General features: G+C 60.8%; 17 protein-coding genes. 11 read left to right on the forward strand and 6 right to left on the reverse strand.

Annotated elements, in window-relative coordinates:
- Window positions 1-25 precede the first annotated feature (25 nt).
- From lepA to pdxJ, 7 genes are all read left to right on the forward strand, one after another.
- Window positions 26-1,825 carry a translation elongation factor 4 gene (gene lepA, locus UF78_RS05480; protein ID WP_045161014.1) on the forward strand — a complete coding sequence of 600 codons (1,800 nt, stop codon included), beginning with the start codon at window positions 26-28 and terminating at the stop codon, window positions 1,823-1,825.
- A 2-nt stretch (window positions 1,826-1,827) separates the two neighbouring features.
- Entirely contained in the window at window positions 1,828-2,685 is an 858-nt protein-coding gene (gene lepB / locus UF78_RS05485; RefSeq protein WP_045161015.1) for a signal peptidase I, read from the forward strand.
- Window positions 2,686-2,771: 86 nt separating this feature from the next.
- Window positions 2,772-3,149: a DUF4845 domain-containing protein gene (locus tag UF78_RS05490; RefSeq protein ID WP_045161016.1), complete on the forward strand. Its 378-nt coding sequence runs from the start codon at window positions 2,772-2,774 to the stop codon at window positions 3,147-3,149.
- Entirely contained in the window at window positions 3,146-3,835 is a 690-nt protein-coding gene (gene rnc / locus UF78_RS05495; protein WP_045161017.1) for a ribonuclease III, read from the forward strand. The genes UF78_RS05490 and rnc overlap by 4 nt, the downstream gene beginning before the upstream one ends.
- Complete coding sequence (era, locus tag UF78_RS05500) at window positions 3,828-4,739, forward strand: GTPase Era (protein WP_045161018.1); 912 nt, start codon at window positions 3,828-3,830, stop codon at window positions 4,737-4,739. The genes rnc and era overlap by 8 nt, the downstream gene beginning before the upstream one ends.
- 98 nt (window positions 4,740-4,837) lie before the next feature.
- Complete coding sequence (gene recO, locus UF78_RS05505) at window positions 4,838-5,530, forward strand: DNA repair protein RecO (protein ID WP_045161019.1); 693 nt, start codon at window positions 4,838-4,840, stop codon at window positions 5,528-5,530.
- Window positions 5,523-6,269, forward strand: a complete 747-nt coding sequence (gene pdxJ, locus UF78_RS05510; RefSeq protein WP_045161020.1) for a pyridoxine 5'-phosphate synthase — start codon at window positions 5,523-5,525, stop codon at window positions 6,267-6,269. Before recO ends, pdxJ begins: the two co-directional genes overlap by 8 nt.
- 32 nt (window positions 6,270-6,301) lie before the next feature.
- On the opposite strand, the gene UF78_RS05515 is transcribed toward pdxJ, so the two are convergent.
- Entirely contained in the window at window positions 6,302-6,508 is a 207-nt protein-coding gene (locus UF78_RS05515; RefSeq protein WP_045161022.1) for a DUF2905 domain-containing protein, read from the reverse strand.
- 41 nt (window positions 6,509-6,549) lie between these two features.
- Window positions 6,550-7,443: a LysR substrate-binding domain-containing protein gene (locus UF78_RS05520; RefSeq protein ID WP_045161108.1), complete on the reverse strand. Its 894-nt coding sequence runs from the start codon at window positions 7,441-7,443 to the stop codon at window positions 6,550-6,552.
- Window positions 7,444-7,602: 159 nt separating this feature from the next.
- On the opposite strand from UF78_RS05520, the gene UF78_RS05525 reads away from it, so the two are divergent.
- Window positions 7,603-7,884, forward strand: a complete 282-nt coding sequence (locus tag UF78_RS05525) for a hypothetical protein (RefSeq protein WP_080890550.1) — start codon at window positions 7,603-7,605, stop codon at window positions 7,882-7,884.
- Window positions 7,885-7,926: 42 nt separating this feature from the next.
- Here the strand turns inward: UF78_RS05525 and cmoB are convergent, their stop codons facing one another.
- From cmoB to lon, 4 genes are all read right to left on the reverse strand, one after another.
- Complete coding sequence (cmoB, locus tag UF78_RS05530) at window positions 7,927-8,889, reverse strand: tRNA 5-methoxyuridine(34)/uridine 5-oxyacetic acid(34) synthase CmoB (protein WP_045161024.1); 963 nt, start codon at window positions 8,887-8,889, stop codon at window positions 7,927-7,929.
- Window positions 8,886-9,629 (reverse strand): carboxy-S-adenosyl-L-methionine synthase CmoA, encoded by a 744-nt coding sequence (gene cmoA / locus UF78_RS05535; protein ID WP_045161025.1) that lies wholly within the window; start codon window positions 9,627-9,629, stop codon window positions 8,886-8,888. Before cmoA ends, cmoB begins: the two co-directional genes overlap by 4 nt.
- Before the next feature lie 106 nt (window positions 9,630-9,735).
- Window positions 9,736-10,131, reverse strand: a complete 396-nt coding sequence (locus UF78_RS05540) for a protease inhibitor I42 family protein (protein ID WP_045161026.1) — start codon at window positions 10,129-10,131, stop codon at window positions 9,736-9,738.
- Window positions 10,132-10,291: 160 nt separating this feature from the next.
- Entirely contained in the window at window positions 10,292-12,673 is a 2,382-nt protein-coding gene (gene lon / locus UF78_RS05545) for an endopeptidase La (protein WP_045161028.1), read from the reverse strand.
- 141 nt (window positions 12,674-12,814) lie between these two features.
- Between lon and UF78_RS05550 the strand changes: the two genes are divergently transcribed.
- From UF78_RS05550 to putP, 3 genes are all read left to right on the forward strand, one after another.
- Window positions 12,815-13,570, forward strand: coding sequence for an AraC family transcriptional regulator (locus UF78_RS05550; protein ID WP_045161029.1), 756 nt, complete (start codon window positions 12,815-12,817; stop codon window positions 13,568-13,570).
- A 265-nt stretch (window positions 13,571-13,835) separates the two neighbouring features.
- Window positions 13,836-16,997 carry a bifunctional proline dehydrogenase/L-glutamate gamma-semialdehyde dehydrogenase PutA gene (putA, locus tag UF78_RS05555; RefSeq protein ID WP_045161030.1) on the forward strand — a complete coding sequence of 1,054 codons (3,162 nt, stop codon included), beginning with the start codon at window positions 13,836-13,838 and terminating at the stop codon, window positions 16,995-16,997.
- A 205-nt stretch (window positions 16,998-17,202) separates the two neighbouring features.
- The gene (gene putP / locus UF78_RS05560; RefSeq protein WP_045161031.1) at window positions 17,203-18,687 is read left to right on the forward strand and encodes a sodium/proline symporter PutP; all 1,485 of its coding nucleotides are present in this window, start codon (window positions 17,203-17,205) and stop codon (window positions 18,685-18,687) included.
- Window positions 18,688-18,753 lie beyond the last annotated feature (66 nt).

Genomic DNA, 18,753 nt, shown 5'->3' on the forward strand with positions numbered 1-18,753 from the left:
CCCGCGCATATTCGAGTGTTTAGCTGTGAGTGACCTGAGTCATATCCGCAATTTCTCCATCATCGCGCACATCGATCATGGCAAGTCGACCCTGGCTGACCGCTTCATCCAGACGTGTGGTGGCCTGACCGAGCGTGAGATGAACGCTCAAGTCCTCGACTCGATGGACCTCGAGCGCGAACGAGGGATTACCATCAAGGCGCACAGCGTTACGCTGTACTACAAGGCGCGGGACGGCAAGACCTACCAGTTGAACTTCATCGACACCCCCGGACACGTCGATTTCACCTATGAGGTGAGTCGTTCGTTGGCCGCATGCGAGGGTGCACTTCTGGTCGTAGATGCGGGCCAGGGAGTTGAAGCTCAATCCGTCGCCAATTGCTATACAGCGATCGAGCAAGGCCTTGAGGTCATGCCAGTGCTGAACAAGATGGATCTGCCGCAGGCGGACCCCGACAAGGTCAAGGACGAAATCGAGCACATCATCGGCATCGATGCGACCGATGCTGTCGCATGCAGCGCCAAGAGCGGTATGGGTGTGGACGACGTGCTCGAGCGCCTGGTGCAGGTGATCCCTCCGCCAACCGGCGACATCGACGCGCCGCTGCAAGCGCTGATCATCGACTCCTGGTTCGATAATTACCTGGGCGTCGTCTCGCTCGTGCGGGTACGCCATGGCCGAATCAAGAAAGGCGACAAGGTCCTGGTCAAGTCCACCGGCAAGGTCCATCAGGTCGACAGCGTCGGCGTGTTCAATCCAAAACACACCAGCACAGCTGATCTGAAGGCTGGCGAAGTGGGCTTCATCATTGCCGGCATCAAGGACATCCATGGCGCCCCTGTGGGTGACACGCTGACTTTGTCCAATACACCTGACGTCGAAATGCTGCCCGGCTTCAAGCGGGTCAAGCCGCAGGTCTATGCCGGTCTGTTTCCGGTCAGCTCGGACGACTTCGAAGATTTCCGCGAAGCGTTGCAGAAACTCACCCTGAACGATGCCGCTCTGCAGTACGAGCCGGAGAGTTCTGACGCGTTGGGCTTTGGTTTCCGCATCGGCTTCCTCGGCATGCTGCACATGGAGATCATCCAGGAGCGGCTCGAGCGCGAGTACGACTTGGACCTGATTACCACTGCGCCTACTGTGGTTTACGAACTGGCGCTGAAAAATGGCGATCTTCTCTACGTCGACAGCCCGTCAAAACTGCCGGATATGTCATCGATCGAAGACATGCGCGAACCCATCGTCAGGGCCAATATCCTGGTGCCTCAGGAGCATCTGGGTAGCGTCATAACGCTGTGTATCGAAAAACGTGGCGTGCAGCGGGATCTCCAGTTTCTCGGATCGCAGGTGCAGGTACGTTATGACCTGCCGATGAGTGAGGTGGTCCTCGATTTCTTCGACCGATTGAAGTCGGTGAGCCGTGGCTACGCTTCGCTGGATTACAGCTTCGAATGCTTCCAATCGGCCAACTTGACCCGTCTGGACATTCTGATTAACGGCGACAAGGTCGATGCATTGGCGCTCATCGTGCATCGCGACAATGCTCATTACAAAGGCCGCATGCTAGTCGAGAAAATGAAGGAGCTCATTCCTCGACAGATGTTCGATGTGGCGATTCAGGCGGCCATCGGTGGTCAGATTGTTGCGCGGAGCACCGTCAAGGCCTTGCGCAAGAACGTCTTGGCGAAGTGCTACGGTGGTGACGTGAGCCGCAAGCGCAAGCTTCTTGAAAAGCAGAAAGCCGGCAAGAAACGCATGAAACAGGTCGGCAATGTTGAAATCCCGCAAGAAGCTTTCCTCGCGGTGTTGAAGGTAGATAGCTGATTATGTCGATCAATTTCCCGCTGTTATTGGTGATAGCCGTTGCGGTATGCGGTTTTCTGACGCTTATCGATTTGGTGTTCTTTGCGCCACGCCGGCGGGCAGCGATAGCGAATTATGAAGGGCGTACCGGTGGCGAGCCTGATCAGTCGACGTTGGAGGCCTTGAACAAAGAGCCGGTGCTGATCGAATACGGCAAATCATTCTTCCCAGTGCTTGCAATCGTTCTGGTCTTGCGTTCTTTTCTTATCGAGCCGTTTCAGATCCCTTCAGGCTCTATGATCCCGACGCTCGAGGTGGGTGATTTCATTCTGGTCAACAAGTTCGCTTATGGCATTCGCCTACCAGTCGTCGACACCAAAGTCATTGATGTCAGCGATCCAGAACGCGGCGATGTCATGGTGTTCCGCTATCCCAGCGACCCGAATATCAATTACATCAAGCGAGTCATTGGCCTGCCGGGAGATGTGATTCGATACAGCAGCAACAAGCAGCTAAGCATCAACGGCAAGCCGGTGCCCCAAATGCTGATCGGCGAGGAGCCGGGAAGTCTGGGGAGTGCCAAGCTTTACCGGGAAAAGTTGGGTGAGGTCGAACATATCATTCGCAAGGAGATGGGCCGCTACCGAGTAGAGCCCGACCGCGAGTGGCGCGTTCCCGCAGGCCATTATTTCATGATGGGCGACAACCGCGACAACTCCAACGACAGTCGCTACTGGCATGACCCGGCGATTCCCACCGAGCTGGCCGGCATGGTTCCGGATCGCAACATCGTCGGTAAGGCCTTTGCCGTATGGATGAGCTGGCCGGATCCGAAATTCAGCAATCTGCCTAATTTTTCACGGGTCGGGCTGATTCACTGAGTCTGTGAATCAGGGCCTGGTTCCCGGGCCCTGGCTCGCTATATTGAGTAGCCCCGATAGGTGGGTATCGTACGACAGAGGTCGACATGAGTTTCGCTCGTTCGCAAAAAGGGCTGTCCATGCTGAGCTGGATCATGGTGCTCGCACTGGTGGCGTTCTTTGCCAGTACTGCATTCAAGATGCTTCCGCATTACTTCGACTATATGTCCATGGACAAGATCATCTCAGGGGTTGAAAGTGACCCGGCTTTGGAAGTCCGCACCGTTCGCGATTTCTATAGCCACGTCCGTAAAGGAATGGATGTCAATGGCATCCGCGACCTGAACCTCGAAGAGGCATTGAAGGTCGTGATTGAAAACAACGAATTCAAGGTTCACCTTGACTACGAAAAACGCGAGCCCCTGATCCGTAATCTCGATCTGGTGGCGAACTTCGATAAAGAATATCGCCTAAGGATGCCGTGAGCACTTCGTTAGCCCGACTCGAGCGCAGGCTCGGTTATCAATTCAAGGACCAGGAGCTGATGCTTCTGGCCCTGACGCACCGCAGCTATGCCGGACGCAACAATGAGCGTCTGGAGTTTCTTGGCGATGCCATTCTCAACTTCATTGCCGGTGAGGCACTGTTCAGTCATTTTCCCCAGGCCAAGGAAGGTCAGCTGTCACGTTTGCGCGCGCGCCTTGTCAAGGGAGAGACCCTTGCGGTGCTTGCTCGAGGTTTCGAGCTCGGCGAATACCTGCGCCTCGGCTCAGGTGAGCTGAAGAGTGGCGGTTTCCGGCGCGAATCCATTCTGGCCGACACGCTCGAAGCCCTGATCGGCGCCATCTACCTGGACGCCGGTATGGAGGCCGCTCGCGATCGTGTACTCGCCTGGCTCGCCAACGAACTGGAGGGGCTGACGCTGGTCGACACCAACAAGGACCCGAAAACCCGCTTGCAGGAGTTCCTGCAATCGCGTGCTTGCGATCTTCCAAAGTACGAGGTGGTGGCAATTCAGGGCGAACCGCATTGCCGAACCTTCTTCGTCGAGTGCCAGGTGTCGCTGCTCAATGAGAAGACGCAAGGACAAGGTGCCAGCCGGCGTATTGCCGAACAGGTTGCCGCTGCCTCGGCATTGATCGCCTTGGGCGTGGAGAATGGTAATGAGTGATGAACAGCTGCAGGACGATGCGGTAAGCCGCTGTGGTTACGTTGCGATCGTTGGGCGTCCCAATGTCGGCAAGTCGACGCTGCTCAATCACGTGCTCGGGCAGAAACTAGCGATCACTTCGCGCAAGCCACAGACCACGCGCCATAACATGCTCGGAATCAAGACCGAAGGCGCCGTCCAGGCTGTCTACGTCGATACCCCCGGCTTGCACAAGAATGGCGAGACCGCTCTTAATCGCTATATGAATCGCACGGCGTCGTCGGCCCTGAAGGATGTCGATGTCGTGGTGTTCGTCGTCGACCGCACACGCTGGACCGATGAAGATCAATTGGTGCTCGAACGCGTTCAGTATGTCGAAGGACCAGTGATCGTCGCCGTGAACAAAACCGATCGTGTCGAGGACAAGGGTGAACTGCTGCCCCATTTCGAATGGCTGGCGCAGCAGTTGCCGAAAGCCGAGATCGTGCCGATTTCCGCCCAGCACGGGCAGAATCTGGATGTGTTCGAGAAACTGGTGGCTTCGCATCTGCCTGAAGGCGACCATTTCTTTCCAGAAGATCAGATCACCGATCGCAGCAGCCGTTTCCTCGCAGCCGAACTGGTTCGGGAAAAGATCATGCGTCAGCTGGGTGCCGAAGTCCCTTACCAGATCACGGTTGAGATCGAGGATTTCAAGCAGCAAGGGCACGTGCTGCATATCCATGCGCTGATACTGGTCGAGCGCGACGGGCAGAAGAAAATCATCATCGGAGACAAGGGCGAACGCATCAAACGCATCGGCCAGGAAGCGCGCAAGGACATGGAAGTGCTGTTTGACTCCAAAGTCATGCTCAATCTCTGGGTGAAGGTGAAGAGCGGCTGGTCCGATGATGAGCGGGCGCTGCATTCGCTTGGCTATAGCTGAGGGGCTGAGCGCTTCCGGTTGCAGTCTTACCTGATTGCCTGCCGCAGCCAGTCGCTGCGATTGGCTCATCGTTGATCACCCGCCTGCGGCGCTTTCCAATGACCGCTCAATCCGCCTTCGTTCTGCACAGTCGACCCTACCGCGAGAGCAGCGCGCTGGTGGATTTTTTCACGCCCGAAGGAAGGCTGCGCGCAGTGCTTCGCGGCGCGCGCGGCCGGGCTGGCACATTGGCGAGGCCTTTCGTGCCGCTCGAAGTCGAGTTTCGTGGCCGTGGCGAACTGAAAGCCGTGGCGCGTCTGGAAAGCGCTGGCCTGGCGTACTGGTTGGATGGCAATGCGTTGTTCAGCGGTATGTATCTCAACGAGTTGCTGATTCGCTTGCTCCCGGCCGAAGACGCGCATCCCGTCATGTTCGAGCACTACGTTGCGACCCTGCCTGCATTGGCGGCCAAGCGCCCGCTGGAGCCTATTCTGCGCGCATTCGAATGGCGGTTGCTGACCGAGCTGGGTTACGGGTTCGATCTTGATCAGGACATCTCTGGGCATCCCGTGAGTAGCGCAGGGCTTTATCGGTTGCTGCCGGATACCGGTCTGGAACCGGTTGGCGAGTTTCAGCCCGGTCTATTCAATGGCGCGGAACTCTTGGCTATGGCCGAAGCCGACTGGGAGGTGCCGGGTGCGCTGGCGGCAGCGAAAAGATTGATGCGGCAGGCGTTGGCACCGCATCTCGGCGGTCGACCTCTAGTCAGCCGCGAACTGTTCATGAACATGAAGGAGGTCCCGCGTGACTGAAGCCAATCGAATTCTGCTCGGTGTCAATGTCGATCACGTCGCCACCCTGCGCCAGGCGCGTGGTACGCGTTACCCAGATCCGGTCAAGGCCGCGCTGGATGCCGAGGAGGCGGGAGCCGACGGAATCACGGTGCATTTGCGCGAGGACCGTCGGCACATCCAGGAGCGCGACGTGCTGATGATGAAGGACGCGCTGCAGACCCGGATGAATTTCGAGATGGGTGTTACCGATGCGATGCTGGTCTTCGCCGAGCAATTGCGTCCGGAACACGTTTGCCTGGTGCCGGAAACACGCCAAGAGCTGACCACAGAGGGCGGCCTGGATGTGGCGGGGCAGGAAGCACGCATCCGGGAGGCGGTCAATCGCCTGGCTGCCTGCGGAGCGGAGGTGTCGCTGTTCATCGATGCCGATCCACGTCAGATAGAGGCTGCCGCTCGCGTTGGGGCGCCGGCTATCGAGTTGCATACCGGGCGTTATGCCGATGCGCACGGCGTCGCCGAGCGGGCCTGCGAGTTGGCGAGAATCCGTGACGCCGTCGAGTCCGGCCTGAGCCACGGGCTGATCGTCAACGCCGGCCATGGTCTGCACTACCACAACGCCGAGGCCATCGCGGCAATTCGGGGCGTCAATGAGCTGAACATCGGCCACGCCATCGTCGCCCACGCGCTGTTCGTTGGTTTCAAACAGGCCGTCAAGGAAATGAAGCACCTAATCCTTGCTGCGGCCGCTCGCGGCTGATCAGCGTGGCGACTTGCTGGCTGCTGGTCGCCTTAGCGTTTGAACAAGTTCAGTAGAATTGTCAGCAACACGCTCAGGATTATCATCGACGTGATCGGAATGAATATCTTGCTGCGTTCTGACTCGATGCGAATGTCACCGGGTAGCTTGCCGAACCAGCTCAGCAACCCTGGCGCGTAGTGCAGGAGCGCCCCGAGAAGGAGCAGCAGCAACCCAGCGGCCATCAACCATTTCGCCATCGTCGTCTGCTCTCTTTGCTGTTGCTTACCCGTTGCGTCGCCTATCGGTGATAGGCGGCAAACGCTGCGATGACATGCCGGGACAGCACCTCCACCGCCTCGCTGCGGCCAGCGGCGCGAAGCAACTTGATCTGATATTCACCAAGGCTTGGCAGGCTGTCGCCTTCCTCCAATCGCTTCAGTGGCGGTCTGACCAGGCTCAGCGGATAGGGCGCCACCGCAAGGTCGGCGACCATTGCCGCTTCTTGCCCGGCGCACTGCTCGCTGGAGTAGGCAATGCGATAGGGACGGCCGGCGCGGTCCAGTGCGTCCAGTGCCTGCCGTCGCCATGCGCATTCAGGGCTCGAAAGGGCCAGTGGCAATGGGTTGCGCTCGACCGCGACACCTCCGGCGCGGCCGGCCCAGACCAGGGGCTCGCTGTGAATGACCTCGCCGCGCGAGTCGTCCTGTCCGAGGTTTCCAACACTGACGATCGCGACGTCCAGTTCGCCGGCATCGATGCGCTGGATCATGTCGACACTACGGCCGACCGAGACATTCACTTCGATGCCTGGATGGGTTCGGGCGAACAGTGACAGTAGCCCGGGCAGGATGTGCGTGCCGATATCAGCCGGGGTGCCAAAGCGAACCCGTCCGCTCAGCCGCGGGGCGATGAAGGCGCTGACTGTCTCTTCGTTAAGCTTGAGCAGCCGTCGTGCATAACCCAGCAGTCGCTCGCCTTCGGCGGTAAGCGCAATGCGTCGGGCCTCGCGAACGAACAGTGCGCAGCCGAGCATGGTCTCGAGTCGTTTTATCTGCATGCTGACCGCCGAGGTGGTTCGAAAGATCTGCCCCGCCGCGCGCGTGAAGCTGCCACTTTCGGCAATGGACACGAAGGTGCGCAACACATCGATCTCAAGCAGGGGCATGGCTGATTGGGGGAGCTCTTCCGGCATTCCGGGCATGGGGCTGTCCTTCAATTTTTCTGAACCGACAGTTCTATTGTAGTCGTTTGTCTGAATCGTCAAGGGCGCTCAAGCTGATTCTGTCGATCACGAGACGGTCGGCAGGCATCGGGTGCGTCTACGGCACCCTCTTACAGGCAGGAGGATGCGATGCGTCATTCTGAACGAGAGCAACAGTGCGATAGGGTCGACGACCGGCCTCGGCCGGCGATGCCGGAGTTCTATATGCCGGCGATGTGGCCACTCGAGCTTCAGCAAGCGGTGATCGACTGGTTCGTCGCCTGGCGCAGGCGCCGTTTATACCAGCGCCTGCTCAGGCTCAGTGATCGGCAGTTGCGCATGCGCGATTTAAGCCGGCCGCGGTTGATCGAGAAGTTGCAGATGCCGCTTCGACAAGCGGTGCAGGAGCAGCGCTGCCGGCGCGGTGGCTAAGGGTTGTGCGCTTCGTTCCGCGCGGACGAGACGGGAGCGGACCTACGGCTTACGTGCGATCAACACGGCGCGCATCGGTGCTGGAAGCCCTTCGATGGTTTTGCTGTGATCCTGCGGATCGAGGAAATCGGGCAGCGACTGATAGCGCATCCAGTCGGTGCTGCGCTGCTCCTCGACGCTGGTGACGCTGACATCGACGCAGCGCACATCAATGAAGCCGGCGCGGCGCAGCCAGCATTCCAAGGCGGCCACCGAGGGCAGGAACCAGACGTTGCGCATCTGCGCGTAACGATCTTCAGGAACCAGCGCTGTATGTTCGTTGCCCTCGACCACCAGGGTCTCCAGCACCAGCTCGCCGCCTTTGAGCAGGCAGTCCTTGAGGTCCAGCAGGTGATCGATGGGCGAACGCCGGTGGTAAAGCACGCCCATGGAAAACACCGTGTCGAAGCCTTCGAGCTTCGCCGGCAGTTCTTCCAGGGCCAGCGGCAGATGCCAAACAGGCTGCTCGGCAAGATAGCGCTTCATGGCGTGGAACTGGCAGAAGAACAGCCAGTTCGGGTCGATTCCGACAATCGAGTCGGCTCCTGCGCCAAGCATGCGCCACATGTAGTAGCCATTGCCGCAGCCGACGTCGAGGATGCGCTTGCCGGTAAGGTCAAGGTGCGGCGCTACTCGATCCCACTTCCAGTCCGAGCGCCATTCGGTATTCACGTGCACGCCGAATACATCGAAGGGTCCCTTTCGCCAGGGCGACAAGCCAAACAGTGCATCGTGGGTGATGGCGCGTGTTGCCTCGTCGCAATCGGCGTCCAGCCGGAAGGCATCGCGCAGTTCGACGGTGTCAGGCTGGATGTCTGGTAGCGCATCGACCGCGCGGCGCCAGCGCGGCAAATCGCCATGCCCCATGGCGAGCTTGGCGTCGAGTTGCTGCTGCAGGCCATTTGCCCAGGCCGCCAGCGGGGTGCCGGCCAGACGCCAGGCGAGAGGAGTCAGGTCGAGATTCATGGCAGCGCGATCAGGGAGGCGAAATTCAGGCATTGAAACCAGGGCACGACCTTCGAGAAGCCAGCGTCCAGCAAGCGCTGGCGGTGAGTCGCCAGACTGTCGGGCTTCATCACGTTCTCGATAGCGCTGCGTTTCTGGGCGATTTCCAGTTCGCTGTAGCCGTTGGCACGCTTGAACGCGATGTGCAGATCGGTCAGCAACGCCTGCTCCTGCTCGTCTTCGAAGCGCAGCTTTTCCGACAGGATCAACGCGCCGCCGGGAACCAGTGCTTCGTGGATGCTGCTCAGCAGCGCCGGTCGCTGTTCGCGCGGGATGAACTGCAGGGTGAAGTTGAGCGCCACCAATGAGGCCGGTTGGTATTGCAGCGTGAGGACATCGGCGTCAATTACCTCCACCGGCAGTAACTCTTGGAACATCGAATCCTGAGCGTGCAGGTACTCGCGGCAGCGCTCGACCATGGCCGCGGAGTTATCGATGGCGATCACCCGGCAGTTGTCCGCCTTCACGTGCCGGCGCAGCGCCTGAGTGACCGCGCCCAACGAGCAACCGAGATCGTAGAGGTGGGTATTGGGCTGAGCGAACTGCGCGGCCAGCACGCCGATGTTCTCGACGATGGTTGGATAGCCCGGCACCGAGCGTTTGATCATGTCAGGAAACACCCGCGCCACGTCTTCATTGAAGGTGAAATCCTGGGGCTGGGCGAGGGGCTGGGCGAACAAGCGGTCAGGGTCGTGGATCACGGCGGCGTTTGGGCAGGCTGAAAAACAGGGGCCGTAGTGTACCGGAAAGCTCGGTGGATCGCCGGTGCTGAGTGGACGGCCGGCGCACCGAGGACCGGGCGCCCGATCACTGCACCTCGATGCGGCAGTCGAACAGGCCGGCCGGTTCCGCCTCGTTTTCCCAAGGGCGCTGATAGGTGAGGTAGAGGCGCCCGCTGCCGTTGTTGGCGGCCTCGAAGCGCCAGGTCGAAACGCCGTCGCCACCGATCAGGTCGTTCTTGGGTGAACTGAATACTTCCGGGCCGAGGCTCTTGAGCTGCTCGGACGAAACTTCGCGAAGGCTCCAGCGGTAGCCGCTGGCCGGGTTGCTGGGCAGGCTAAGAATCAGCGTCTGGCCAGGCTGCATAGACAAAGGGCAAGCCGTGTCGTCGCTCAACGCGACGCTGCTGGGTGGGGCGCCGGCGCAGCCGGCGAGCGCGAGCAAAACAGCAAACGGCAACAGGCGGGGCAGGGATCGAAGCATGGGCGACCGACTCGGTAGGAAAATGGAAACGCTCGGCGTCGGATGAAACCTTAAGACGCTGACGGTCGACCGTAAAGGTGTCATGCCGATTGCCGAGGCGTTCATGTCGTTCCGGATACGGCGTGCCGAGCGGGCCAGCGATGGCCCGCTCGGCGGGTGATCAGAACAGTACCTTGACGACATCCTGGAAGCGCTTGGCGAAATGCATCGTCAGGCCGTCTTTGAGGTAGTCCGGCAACTCTTCGAAGTCGCCGCGGTTGAGCTCTGGAATGATCAGTTCGTAGAGCTTCAGGCGCCGCGCCGCGATGACCTTCTCGCGCAGGCCACCGATGGGCAGCACGAGGCCGGTCAGGGTCAGTTCGCCGGTCATGGCCACGCCCTTCTTCGGCGCCTGGTTACGGGCCAGCGACAGCAGCGCGCTGGCCATGCTGATGCCCGCGCTGGGGCCGTCCTTCGGCGTCGCGCCTTCGGGCACGTGCATATGCACGAAGGCTTGATCGAAGAACGCCGGATCGCCTTTGAATTCCTTAAGATGGGAATTGATGTAGCTGAAGGCGATCTCAGCCGACTCCTTCATCACATCGCCGAGCTTGCCGGTGAGCTTGAAGCCGCGGTTCAACGTATGGATGCGCGTTGCCTCGATCGGCAAGGTTGCACCCCCCATGCTGTTCCAGGCGAGGCCGGTGACCACTCCGACCCCGTGGAGCAGCTGTTCGGGGTGCCAGTACGCCATGCCCAGGTAACCTTCGATATCCTTTGGGCCGATCTTGATCTTGCTGTCCGGTTCCTCCAGCAGCTTGACCACTGCCTTGCGCACCAGCTTGCCGAGCTGCTTGTCCAGCTGCCGCACCCCGGCTTCGCGCGCGTAGCCTTCGATCAGGTTGCGCAGAGCGCTGTCGCTGATCGCCAGACGGTTTTTCGGTACGCCGGCACGCTCGAGCTGCCGTGGCCAGAGATGGCGTTTGGCGATCGCCAGTTTTTCCTCGGTGATGTAACCCGATAGCCGAATGATTTCCATGCGGTCGAGCAGCGGCCCGGGAATCGAGTAGAGGCTGTTGGCCGTACAGACGAACAATACCTTGGACAGGTCCAGGCGCAGGTCGAGGTAATGATCGAGGAAGCCGACGTTCTGCTCCGGATCGAGGGTTTCCAGCAGCGCTGACGCCGGATCGCCCTGATGGCTGTTGCCCAGCTTGTCCACCTCATCGAGCATGATTACCGGATTCATCACCTCGACTTCCTTCAGCGCCTGCACCAGCTTGCCGGGCAGGGCGCCGATATAGGTGCGTCGGTGGCCCTTGATCTCCGCTTCGTCGCGCATGCCACCGACACTGAAGCGATAGAAGGGACGGCCCAGCGATTCGGCAATGGACTTGCCGATGCTGGTCTTGCCCACGCCCGGCGGGCCGACCAGCAACACGATGGAACCCGCGATCTCGCCGCGGAATGCGCCGACGGCGAGAAATTCGATGATGCGGCTCTTGATGTCGTCGAGGCCGGCGTGATGCTCGTTGAGTATCTTGCGCGCGCGTCCGAGGTCGAGCTTATCTTCGCTGTACAAGCCCCAGGGCATCGATGTGGCCCAGTCGAGATAGTTACGGGTCACCGCATATTCCGGCGAGCCGGTTTCGAGTACCGAGAGCTTGGTCAGCTCATCGTCGATACGCTTCTGCGCGGCAGGCGGCACCACTTTTCCTTCCAGGCGCGAACGGAATTCGTCAGCATCGGCGCTGCGGTCGTCTTTGGTAATGCCCAATTCCTGCTGGATGATCTTCAGTTGCTCTTTAAGGAAGAACTCGCGTTGGCGCTCGCCGATCTTTCGGTTCACCTCGCCGGTCAGCTCCTTCTGCAGCTTGGCGACTTCGACCTCCTTGCGCAGCAGCGGCAGGACCTTTTCCATGCGCTTGAGCACCGGCACGGTGTCGAGCACCTCCTGTAGCTCAAGGCCGGGTGCGGTGGTCAGGGCGGCGGCGAAATCGGTCAGCGGCGATGGCGCGTTCGGGCTGAAGCGATTGAGGTAGTTCTTCAACTCCTCGCTGTATAGCGGGTTGAGCGGCAGCAGTTCCTTGATCGCGTTAATCAGGGCCATGCCGTACGCCTTGACCTCGTCGCGGGGGTCTTCGTCGCTCTGCGGGTATTCCACCTCCACCAAATAGGGCGGCTTGCGCCGCAGCCAGCCGCGAATCCGCACGCGGGCCATGCCTTGCGCGACGAACTGCAGCTTGCCGCTCTCCTTCGATGCGTGGTGCACACGGACCATGGTGCCGTGTTCGGGCAGGCTGTCCGGGTCGAAGCTGGCAGCGTCCTGTGCTGGGGTGTCCATATAGAAGAGGGCCAGGCGCTGATGCGGTGTCTTGGATACCAGTTCGAGGGTTGCCGCCCAAGGATCCTCATTGACGATCACTGGTAGCACCTGCGCCGGGAAGAAGGGGCGGTTGTGCACCGGGATGATATAGAGCTTGTCCGGCAAATCCTGGTCGGGCAGGACCAGCCCGGTGGAAGACATGCTCTGCTCGAATTCCTGATTGCTGTCGTCGTTCATGAGGCACCTGTCTCGAGTAGATGCTTGTTAGATGGGTATCGTCGGAATGATTTCAATCTATTGACCTTTTGCCCGTTTGACCCGGCTGGGAAAAAAACGGCGGCTCCGGTACAGTGCGCCGATACTCAGGTGCCTCGATATATGCTCAACGCCCGCCTGCTTCGCCTCGATGACAAGGCCCACGAACACGCGCACGACTACCATCAATTGGTCCTGTCGTTGTCGGGCAGTGCCGAATTCGAAGTGGATGGCTCAGGAGGCGAGGTCTGTCGCATGCGTGCCTGCCTGGTGCCGGGCCATGCCGACCATGAGTTCGCCGGCAAGGGCGATAACCGCATGTTGATCATCGATCTCGACGATCAGGATTTGAGCGCCGACGATCCGCGGCTGCTGGTTCAGCTGTTCGAAACGCCGCGTTATCCCGTGCTGGATGCCGATTTCCACAACCTGCTCAATTACGCGGGTGCCGAGCTGGCCCGCTACGGCAGCGATCCGCTGCTGGCGCGGGCGTTGGGTGGAGTGCTGTTGCGCGCCGTGCACCTGCGGGTGTTCGGCGAGGCGACACGCCAGCCCACCGGCCCGTTGGATATCGCCCGGCTGGACGCTCATATCGAAAGCAACCTGGCGCGCCGCATCACCGTTGCCGAGCTGGCACAGGTAGCCTGCTTGAGCCCTAGCCACTTCCATGCGCAGTTCAAGGACAGCGTCGGCCTTACCCCGCATCAATACCTGCTCAAGAGCCGCCTCGATCGCGCGGCCCGACTACTGCGCGAGAGCCCGCTACCGCTGGTGCGGATTGCCGAGGAGTGCGGTTTCTCCAGCCAGAGTGCGCTGACCACAGCGACCCGTCGTTATCTCGGGCTAACGCCCAAGCGTCTGCGATGCAGTGACAGCTGAAGCGAGGAAAAACGCACCGATCCGGTGCGTTTTGCTTTACGGAGATATTATTTCGCGCTGCTCTAGCGAACTTTCATGACGGTTCGTTTGCTGGAGTAGAAAGCCGTAGTTTTTTGTAAAAGTTCCGTAGATTTGCGCAACAACGCAAAACCCTCTCGCCGTAGATTCCCCTACCCGTTTGGCGGCCATCGCAGTGCAATCACTGGCGCGAGCGACCCGCTGGCCCTGATTCAACACAACAACACTCCACGAGAGGAGCGGCGCGATGTTCAAAGCCGGTCAAGTCTTGCAGGGCGATTTCGCCAATCTGAAAGCCGCCGAATTCTTCCCCGTCATAAGCGCCAACTACAGCGTTGACGAGGCAGCCTATCTCACCGAGCTGCTGCAGCTCGCCGACCCAGGTGACGCCGGGATCGAGGCTGTCCGCCGCAACGCCCGCGCACTGATCGAAGACGTGCGCGGCCGGGACAACGCCGTCGATACGCTCGACGCGCTGCTGCGCCAGTACAGCCTGGATACGCACGAGGGCCTGATGCTCATGTGTCTAGCCGAAGCGCTGCTGCGCGTGCCGGATTCGGCGACGGCCGATGCGCTGATTCGCGACAAGCTCAATGCGGCCGAGTGGGAACGCCATCTCGGCCAGAGCGATAATGTGCTGGTCAACTTCGCCGCCTGGGGGCTGGTCATGACCGGCAAGGTGGTCGATCCGGAAAATGCCGACGGCCGTCCGAAGAATGTCATCGGCCGGCTGATCAAGCGCTCCGGCGAGCCAGTCATCCGCGCTGCGATGAACCAGGCGATGAAGCTGATGGGCAAGCAGTTCGTGCTGGGTCGCAGCATCTCCGAGGCGCTGAAGAACGGCCGCCCCGAGCGGGAGAAGGGCTACACCTATTCCTTCGACATGCTCGGCGAAGCGGCGCTGACCGCCGAGGATGCACGCAAGTACATGGCTGACTACCGTCAGGCTGTTGAGACTGTCGGTGCCGAGCCGCAAGTCGGTTCCGGCCCGCGTCCGTCGGTGTCGATCAAACTGTCGGCCCTGCATCCACGCTATGAAGTGGCTCAGCGCGAGCGAGTGCTCACTGAACTGTTCGAAAGCGTACGCGAGCTGGCAATCCTGGCGCGCCGCCTGGATGTCGGCATCACCATCGACGCCGAAGAGGCGGATCGCCTCGAGCTGTCGCTGGAGCTTTACGAAAAACTGATGCGCGACCCGGCCATCGCCGGCTGGGGCGAGTTCGGCCTGGTCATCCAGGCATACTCCAAGCGCTGCCTGCCGGTGCTGGTCTGGCTGACCCTGCTGGGTAAGGAGCTGGGCGCGCGCATCCCGCTGCGGCTGGTCAAGGGTGCTTACTGGGACACCGAGATCAAGCAGTGTCAGGTTCAGGGCTTGAACGGCTATCCGGTATTCACTCGCAAGGAAGGCACCGACACCTCCTACCTGGCCTGCGCGCGCTACTTGCTGTCCGAGCACACCCGCGGCGTGATCTATCCGCAGTTCGCCAGCCACAACGCGCACACCGTCAGCTGCATTCTGTCGATGGCCGACGAGCTGAAAGTCCCGCGCGAGTTCGAGTTCCAGCGCTTGCATGGGATGGGCGACGCACTGTACGACACGGTGATCGAAAAGCATCGCAAGAACGTGCGCATCTACGCCCCGGTCGGTGCCCACAAGGACTTGCTGCCCTACCTCGTGCGGCGCCTGCTGGAAAACGGCGCCAACTCGTCGTTCGTTCATCAGCTGGTCGACCCGCGCGTGCCGGTGGACACCCTGATCGACCACCCGGTGACCCAGCTGCGGCAGTTCAGGACCCTCGGCAACCATCGCATCCCGCTTCCACCGGCGCTGTACGGCAACCGGACCAACTCGCAAGGCATCAACATGAACATCCAGACTCAGTGGAACGACCTGTCCAGCGCCTACCAGACCTTCCTCGGCCGTCAGTGGCAGGCCGCCCCGGTGATCGGCGGGCAGAAGCTCACCGGTGCGCCACACAAAGTGCACTGCCCGTATCAGCTCAGCCAGGAGGTGGGCACCGCCCAGTTCGCCACCGCTGAGCAGGCCAAGCAGGCCGTCGACGGCCTGGCCGCTTTCTGGCCGCGTTGGAACGCCACACCGATCGAGCAACGCGCACAGGTCCTCGAGCGCCTTGGTGACCTGCTCGAAGCCAACCGCGCCGAGCTGATGGCGATGTGCACGTTGGAAGCCGGCAAGACCTTGCAGGACGGCATCGACGAAGTCCGCGAGGCCGTGGATTTCTGCCGTTACTACGCCCTGCAGGCTCGCCTGAAACTCGGTCGTGAAGAACTCAAAGGACCCACCGGCGAGCGCAACGAACTGTTCCACGAAGGCCGCGGCGTATTCGTCTGCATCAGCCCCTGGAACTTCCCCCTGGCGATCTACCTCGGTCAGATCACCGCAGCACTGGTCGCCGGTAACACCGTGCTGGCCAAGCCCGCCGAGCAGACCAGCCTGATCGCCGCCCGTGCGCTGGAGCTTATGTTCGAGGCCGGCCTGCCCAAGGATGCCATCGCCTTCCTACCCGGCGACGGCGCCACCTTGGGCGGTGTCTTCTGCCGTGATCCGCGTGTGGTCGGCGTGTGCTTCACCGGCTCCACTGATACCGCGCGCATCATCAACCGCCAGCTGGCGGAGAAGGAAGGAGCCATCGCCACCCTGATCGCCGAAACCGGCGGCCAGAACGCGATGATCGTCGACTCCACCGCGCTGCCTGAGCAGGTCGTCAAGGATGCGGTCGGTTCCGCCTTTACCAGCGCCGGCCAGCGCTGCTCGGCTCTGCGCGTACTCTATGTGCAGCGCGACATCGCCGATCGCGTGATCGAGCTGATCAAGGGCGCCATGGCCGAGCTGAAGGTCGGCCCGACTCACTTGCGTGAGAACGATCTGGGCCCGGTGATCGATGCCGAGGCGCGCGAAGGGTTGCTGGCACATATCCAGCAGCTCAAGGCCGAAGGCAAGCTGATCGCCGAAGCCAAGCTTCCGGGGAGCCTGAACGGGCATTTCGTCGCGCCGGTGGCGTTCGAGATCGGTGGGATTCATGAGTTGAAGAAGGAGCAATTCGGCCCGGTGCTGCACGTGGTGCGCTTCGACGCGGCGGATCTGGAAAAGGTCGTTGCGGACATCAACGCCACCGGTTACGGCCTGACGCTCGGCGTGCACAGCCGCAACGAGGAAACCGCCGAGCGCATCGAGGCACTGGCTCGGGTCGGTAACCTCTACGTCAATCGCAATCAGGTTGGCGCCGTGGTCGGTGTGCAGCCGTTCGGCGGCTGTGGTTTGTCCGGCACCGGCCCGAAAGCCGGCGGTCCCAGCTACCTGCTGCGCTTCGTCAACGAGCGCACCACCTCCACTAACACCACCGCTGTTGGTGGTAACGCGTCCTTGCTGTCGCTGGGTGACGACTGATCGTCGGCTCGGTTAAAACGTCCGGCGGCTCGGTTCAGAGACCGCCGGTTCACTAGAACAATCAGAACAGTTGGCGGATCGCTCTTCCGCCACTGATGGGCTCAGGTGAGCCCGTCCCGGTGATGGCGCGAACCGCCATCGCCCTCTGCCAGGTGGGATCGGGAATACCCTCGCGCCCATCAACAACAACTAACGAGGGAACAAAATGAGCATCAGTACTCCCACTTTAATCACGTTCGTGATCTACATCGGCGCCATGCTGTTAATCGGCTTCGTCGCTTACCGTGCCACCAAGAACTTCGATGACTACATCCTGGGGGGACGTAGCCTGGGAAGTTTCGTCACGGCACTGTCGGCCGGCGCTTCGGACATGAGCGGCTGGCTGCTGATGGGCCTGCCGGGGGCGATTTTCGTTGCGGGCTTGTCGGAAAGCTGGATCGCCATCGGCTTGATCGCCGGTGCCTGGCTGAACTGGCTGTTCGTGGCCGGGCGCCTGCGCGTGCATACCGAGCGCAACAAGAACGCGCTCACGCTGCCTGACTATTTCTCGCACCGTTTCGAAGACGACAGCCGGTTGCTGCGTATCTTCTCGGCGCTGGTCGTCCTGGTGTTCTTCACCATCTACTGCGCCTCCGGAGTTGTCGCCGGCGCCCGTCTGTTTGAAAGCAGCTTCGGCGTGCCGTACGACCTGGCACTCTGGATCGGCGCGGCAGCGACCATCCTCTACGTGTTCATCGGCGGCTTCCTCGCCGTGAGCTGGACCGACACCGTGCAGGCCACGCTGATGATCTTCGCGCTGCTGATCACGCCAGTATTCGTGATCCTGGCGCTGGGCGACATGGGCGCTGCGATGGATACCATTGCCACGCAGAACCCGGCCGCGTTCGACATGTTCAATGGCCTGTCCTTCGTTGCCATCGTTTCCTTGCTGGCCTGGGGCCTGGGTTACTTCGGTCAGCCGCACATCCTTGTGCGCTTCATGGCCGCCGACTCGGTGAAGACCATCCCCAACGCCCGCCGCATCGGTATGGCCTGGATGATCCTGACCCTCGCCGGTGCGGTCGCCGTGGGCTTCTTCGGTATCGCCTACTTCGCGGGCCATCCGGAACTGGCCGGTCCCGTTTCCGAAAACGGCGAACGTGTATTCATGGAACTGGTGAAAATCCTGTTCAACCCCTGGGTGGCGGGCATCATCCTTTCGGGTGTTCTGGCTGCCGTGATGAGTACCCTTAGCGCTCAGTTGCTGGTCAGTTCCAGTGCGCTGACGCAGGATTTCTACAAGGCCATGTTGCGCAAGAATGCTTCGCAGACCGAGCTGGTTTGGGTCGGCCGCGCAATGGTCTTGCTGATCGCCTTCGTTGCCCTTGGCATCGCGTCCAACCCGGACAGCAAGGTGCTGGGCCTGGTCTCCTACGCCTGGGCCGGCTTTGGTGCCGCTTTTGGTCCGGTGGTACTGATTTCGCTGCTGTGGAAGAACATGACGCGCAATGGCGCGCTGGCCGGCATGGTCGTTGGTGCCGTCACCGTGGTGGTCTGGAAGCAGTTCATCGGTCTCGGTCTTTACGAAATCATTCCGGGCTTCATCCTCGCCAGCATCGCCATCGTGGTATTCAGCAAGGTGGGGCAGGGCGCTTCGACGACCATGATCAAGCGCTTCGAAGACGCTGAGCGTGAATACCAGGGGCACTGATCGCTATCGCTGGTTGTAACGACAAACGAAAAACCCCGCTGCCAGCGCCCTGGCAGCGGGGTTTTT

The organism is Stutzerimonas stutzeri, assembly GCF_000952685.1.
In the GTDB taxonomy this organism is placed as follows: Bacteria; Pseudomonadota; Gammaproteobacteria; order Pseudomonadales; family Pseudomonadaceae; genus Stutzerimonas; species Stutzerimonas stutzeri_E.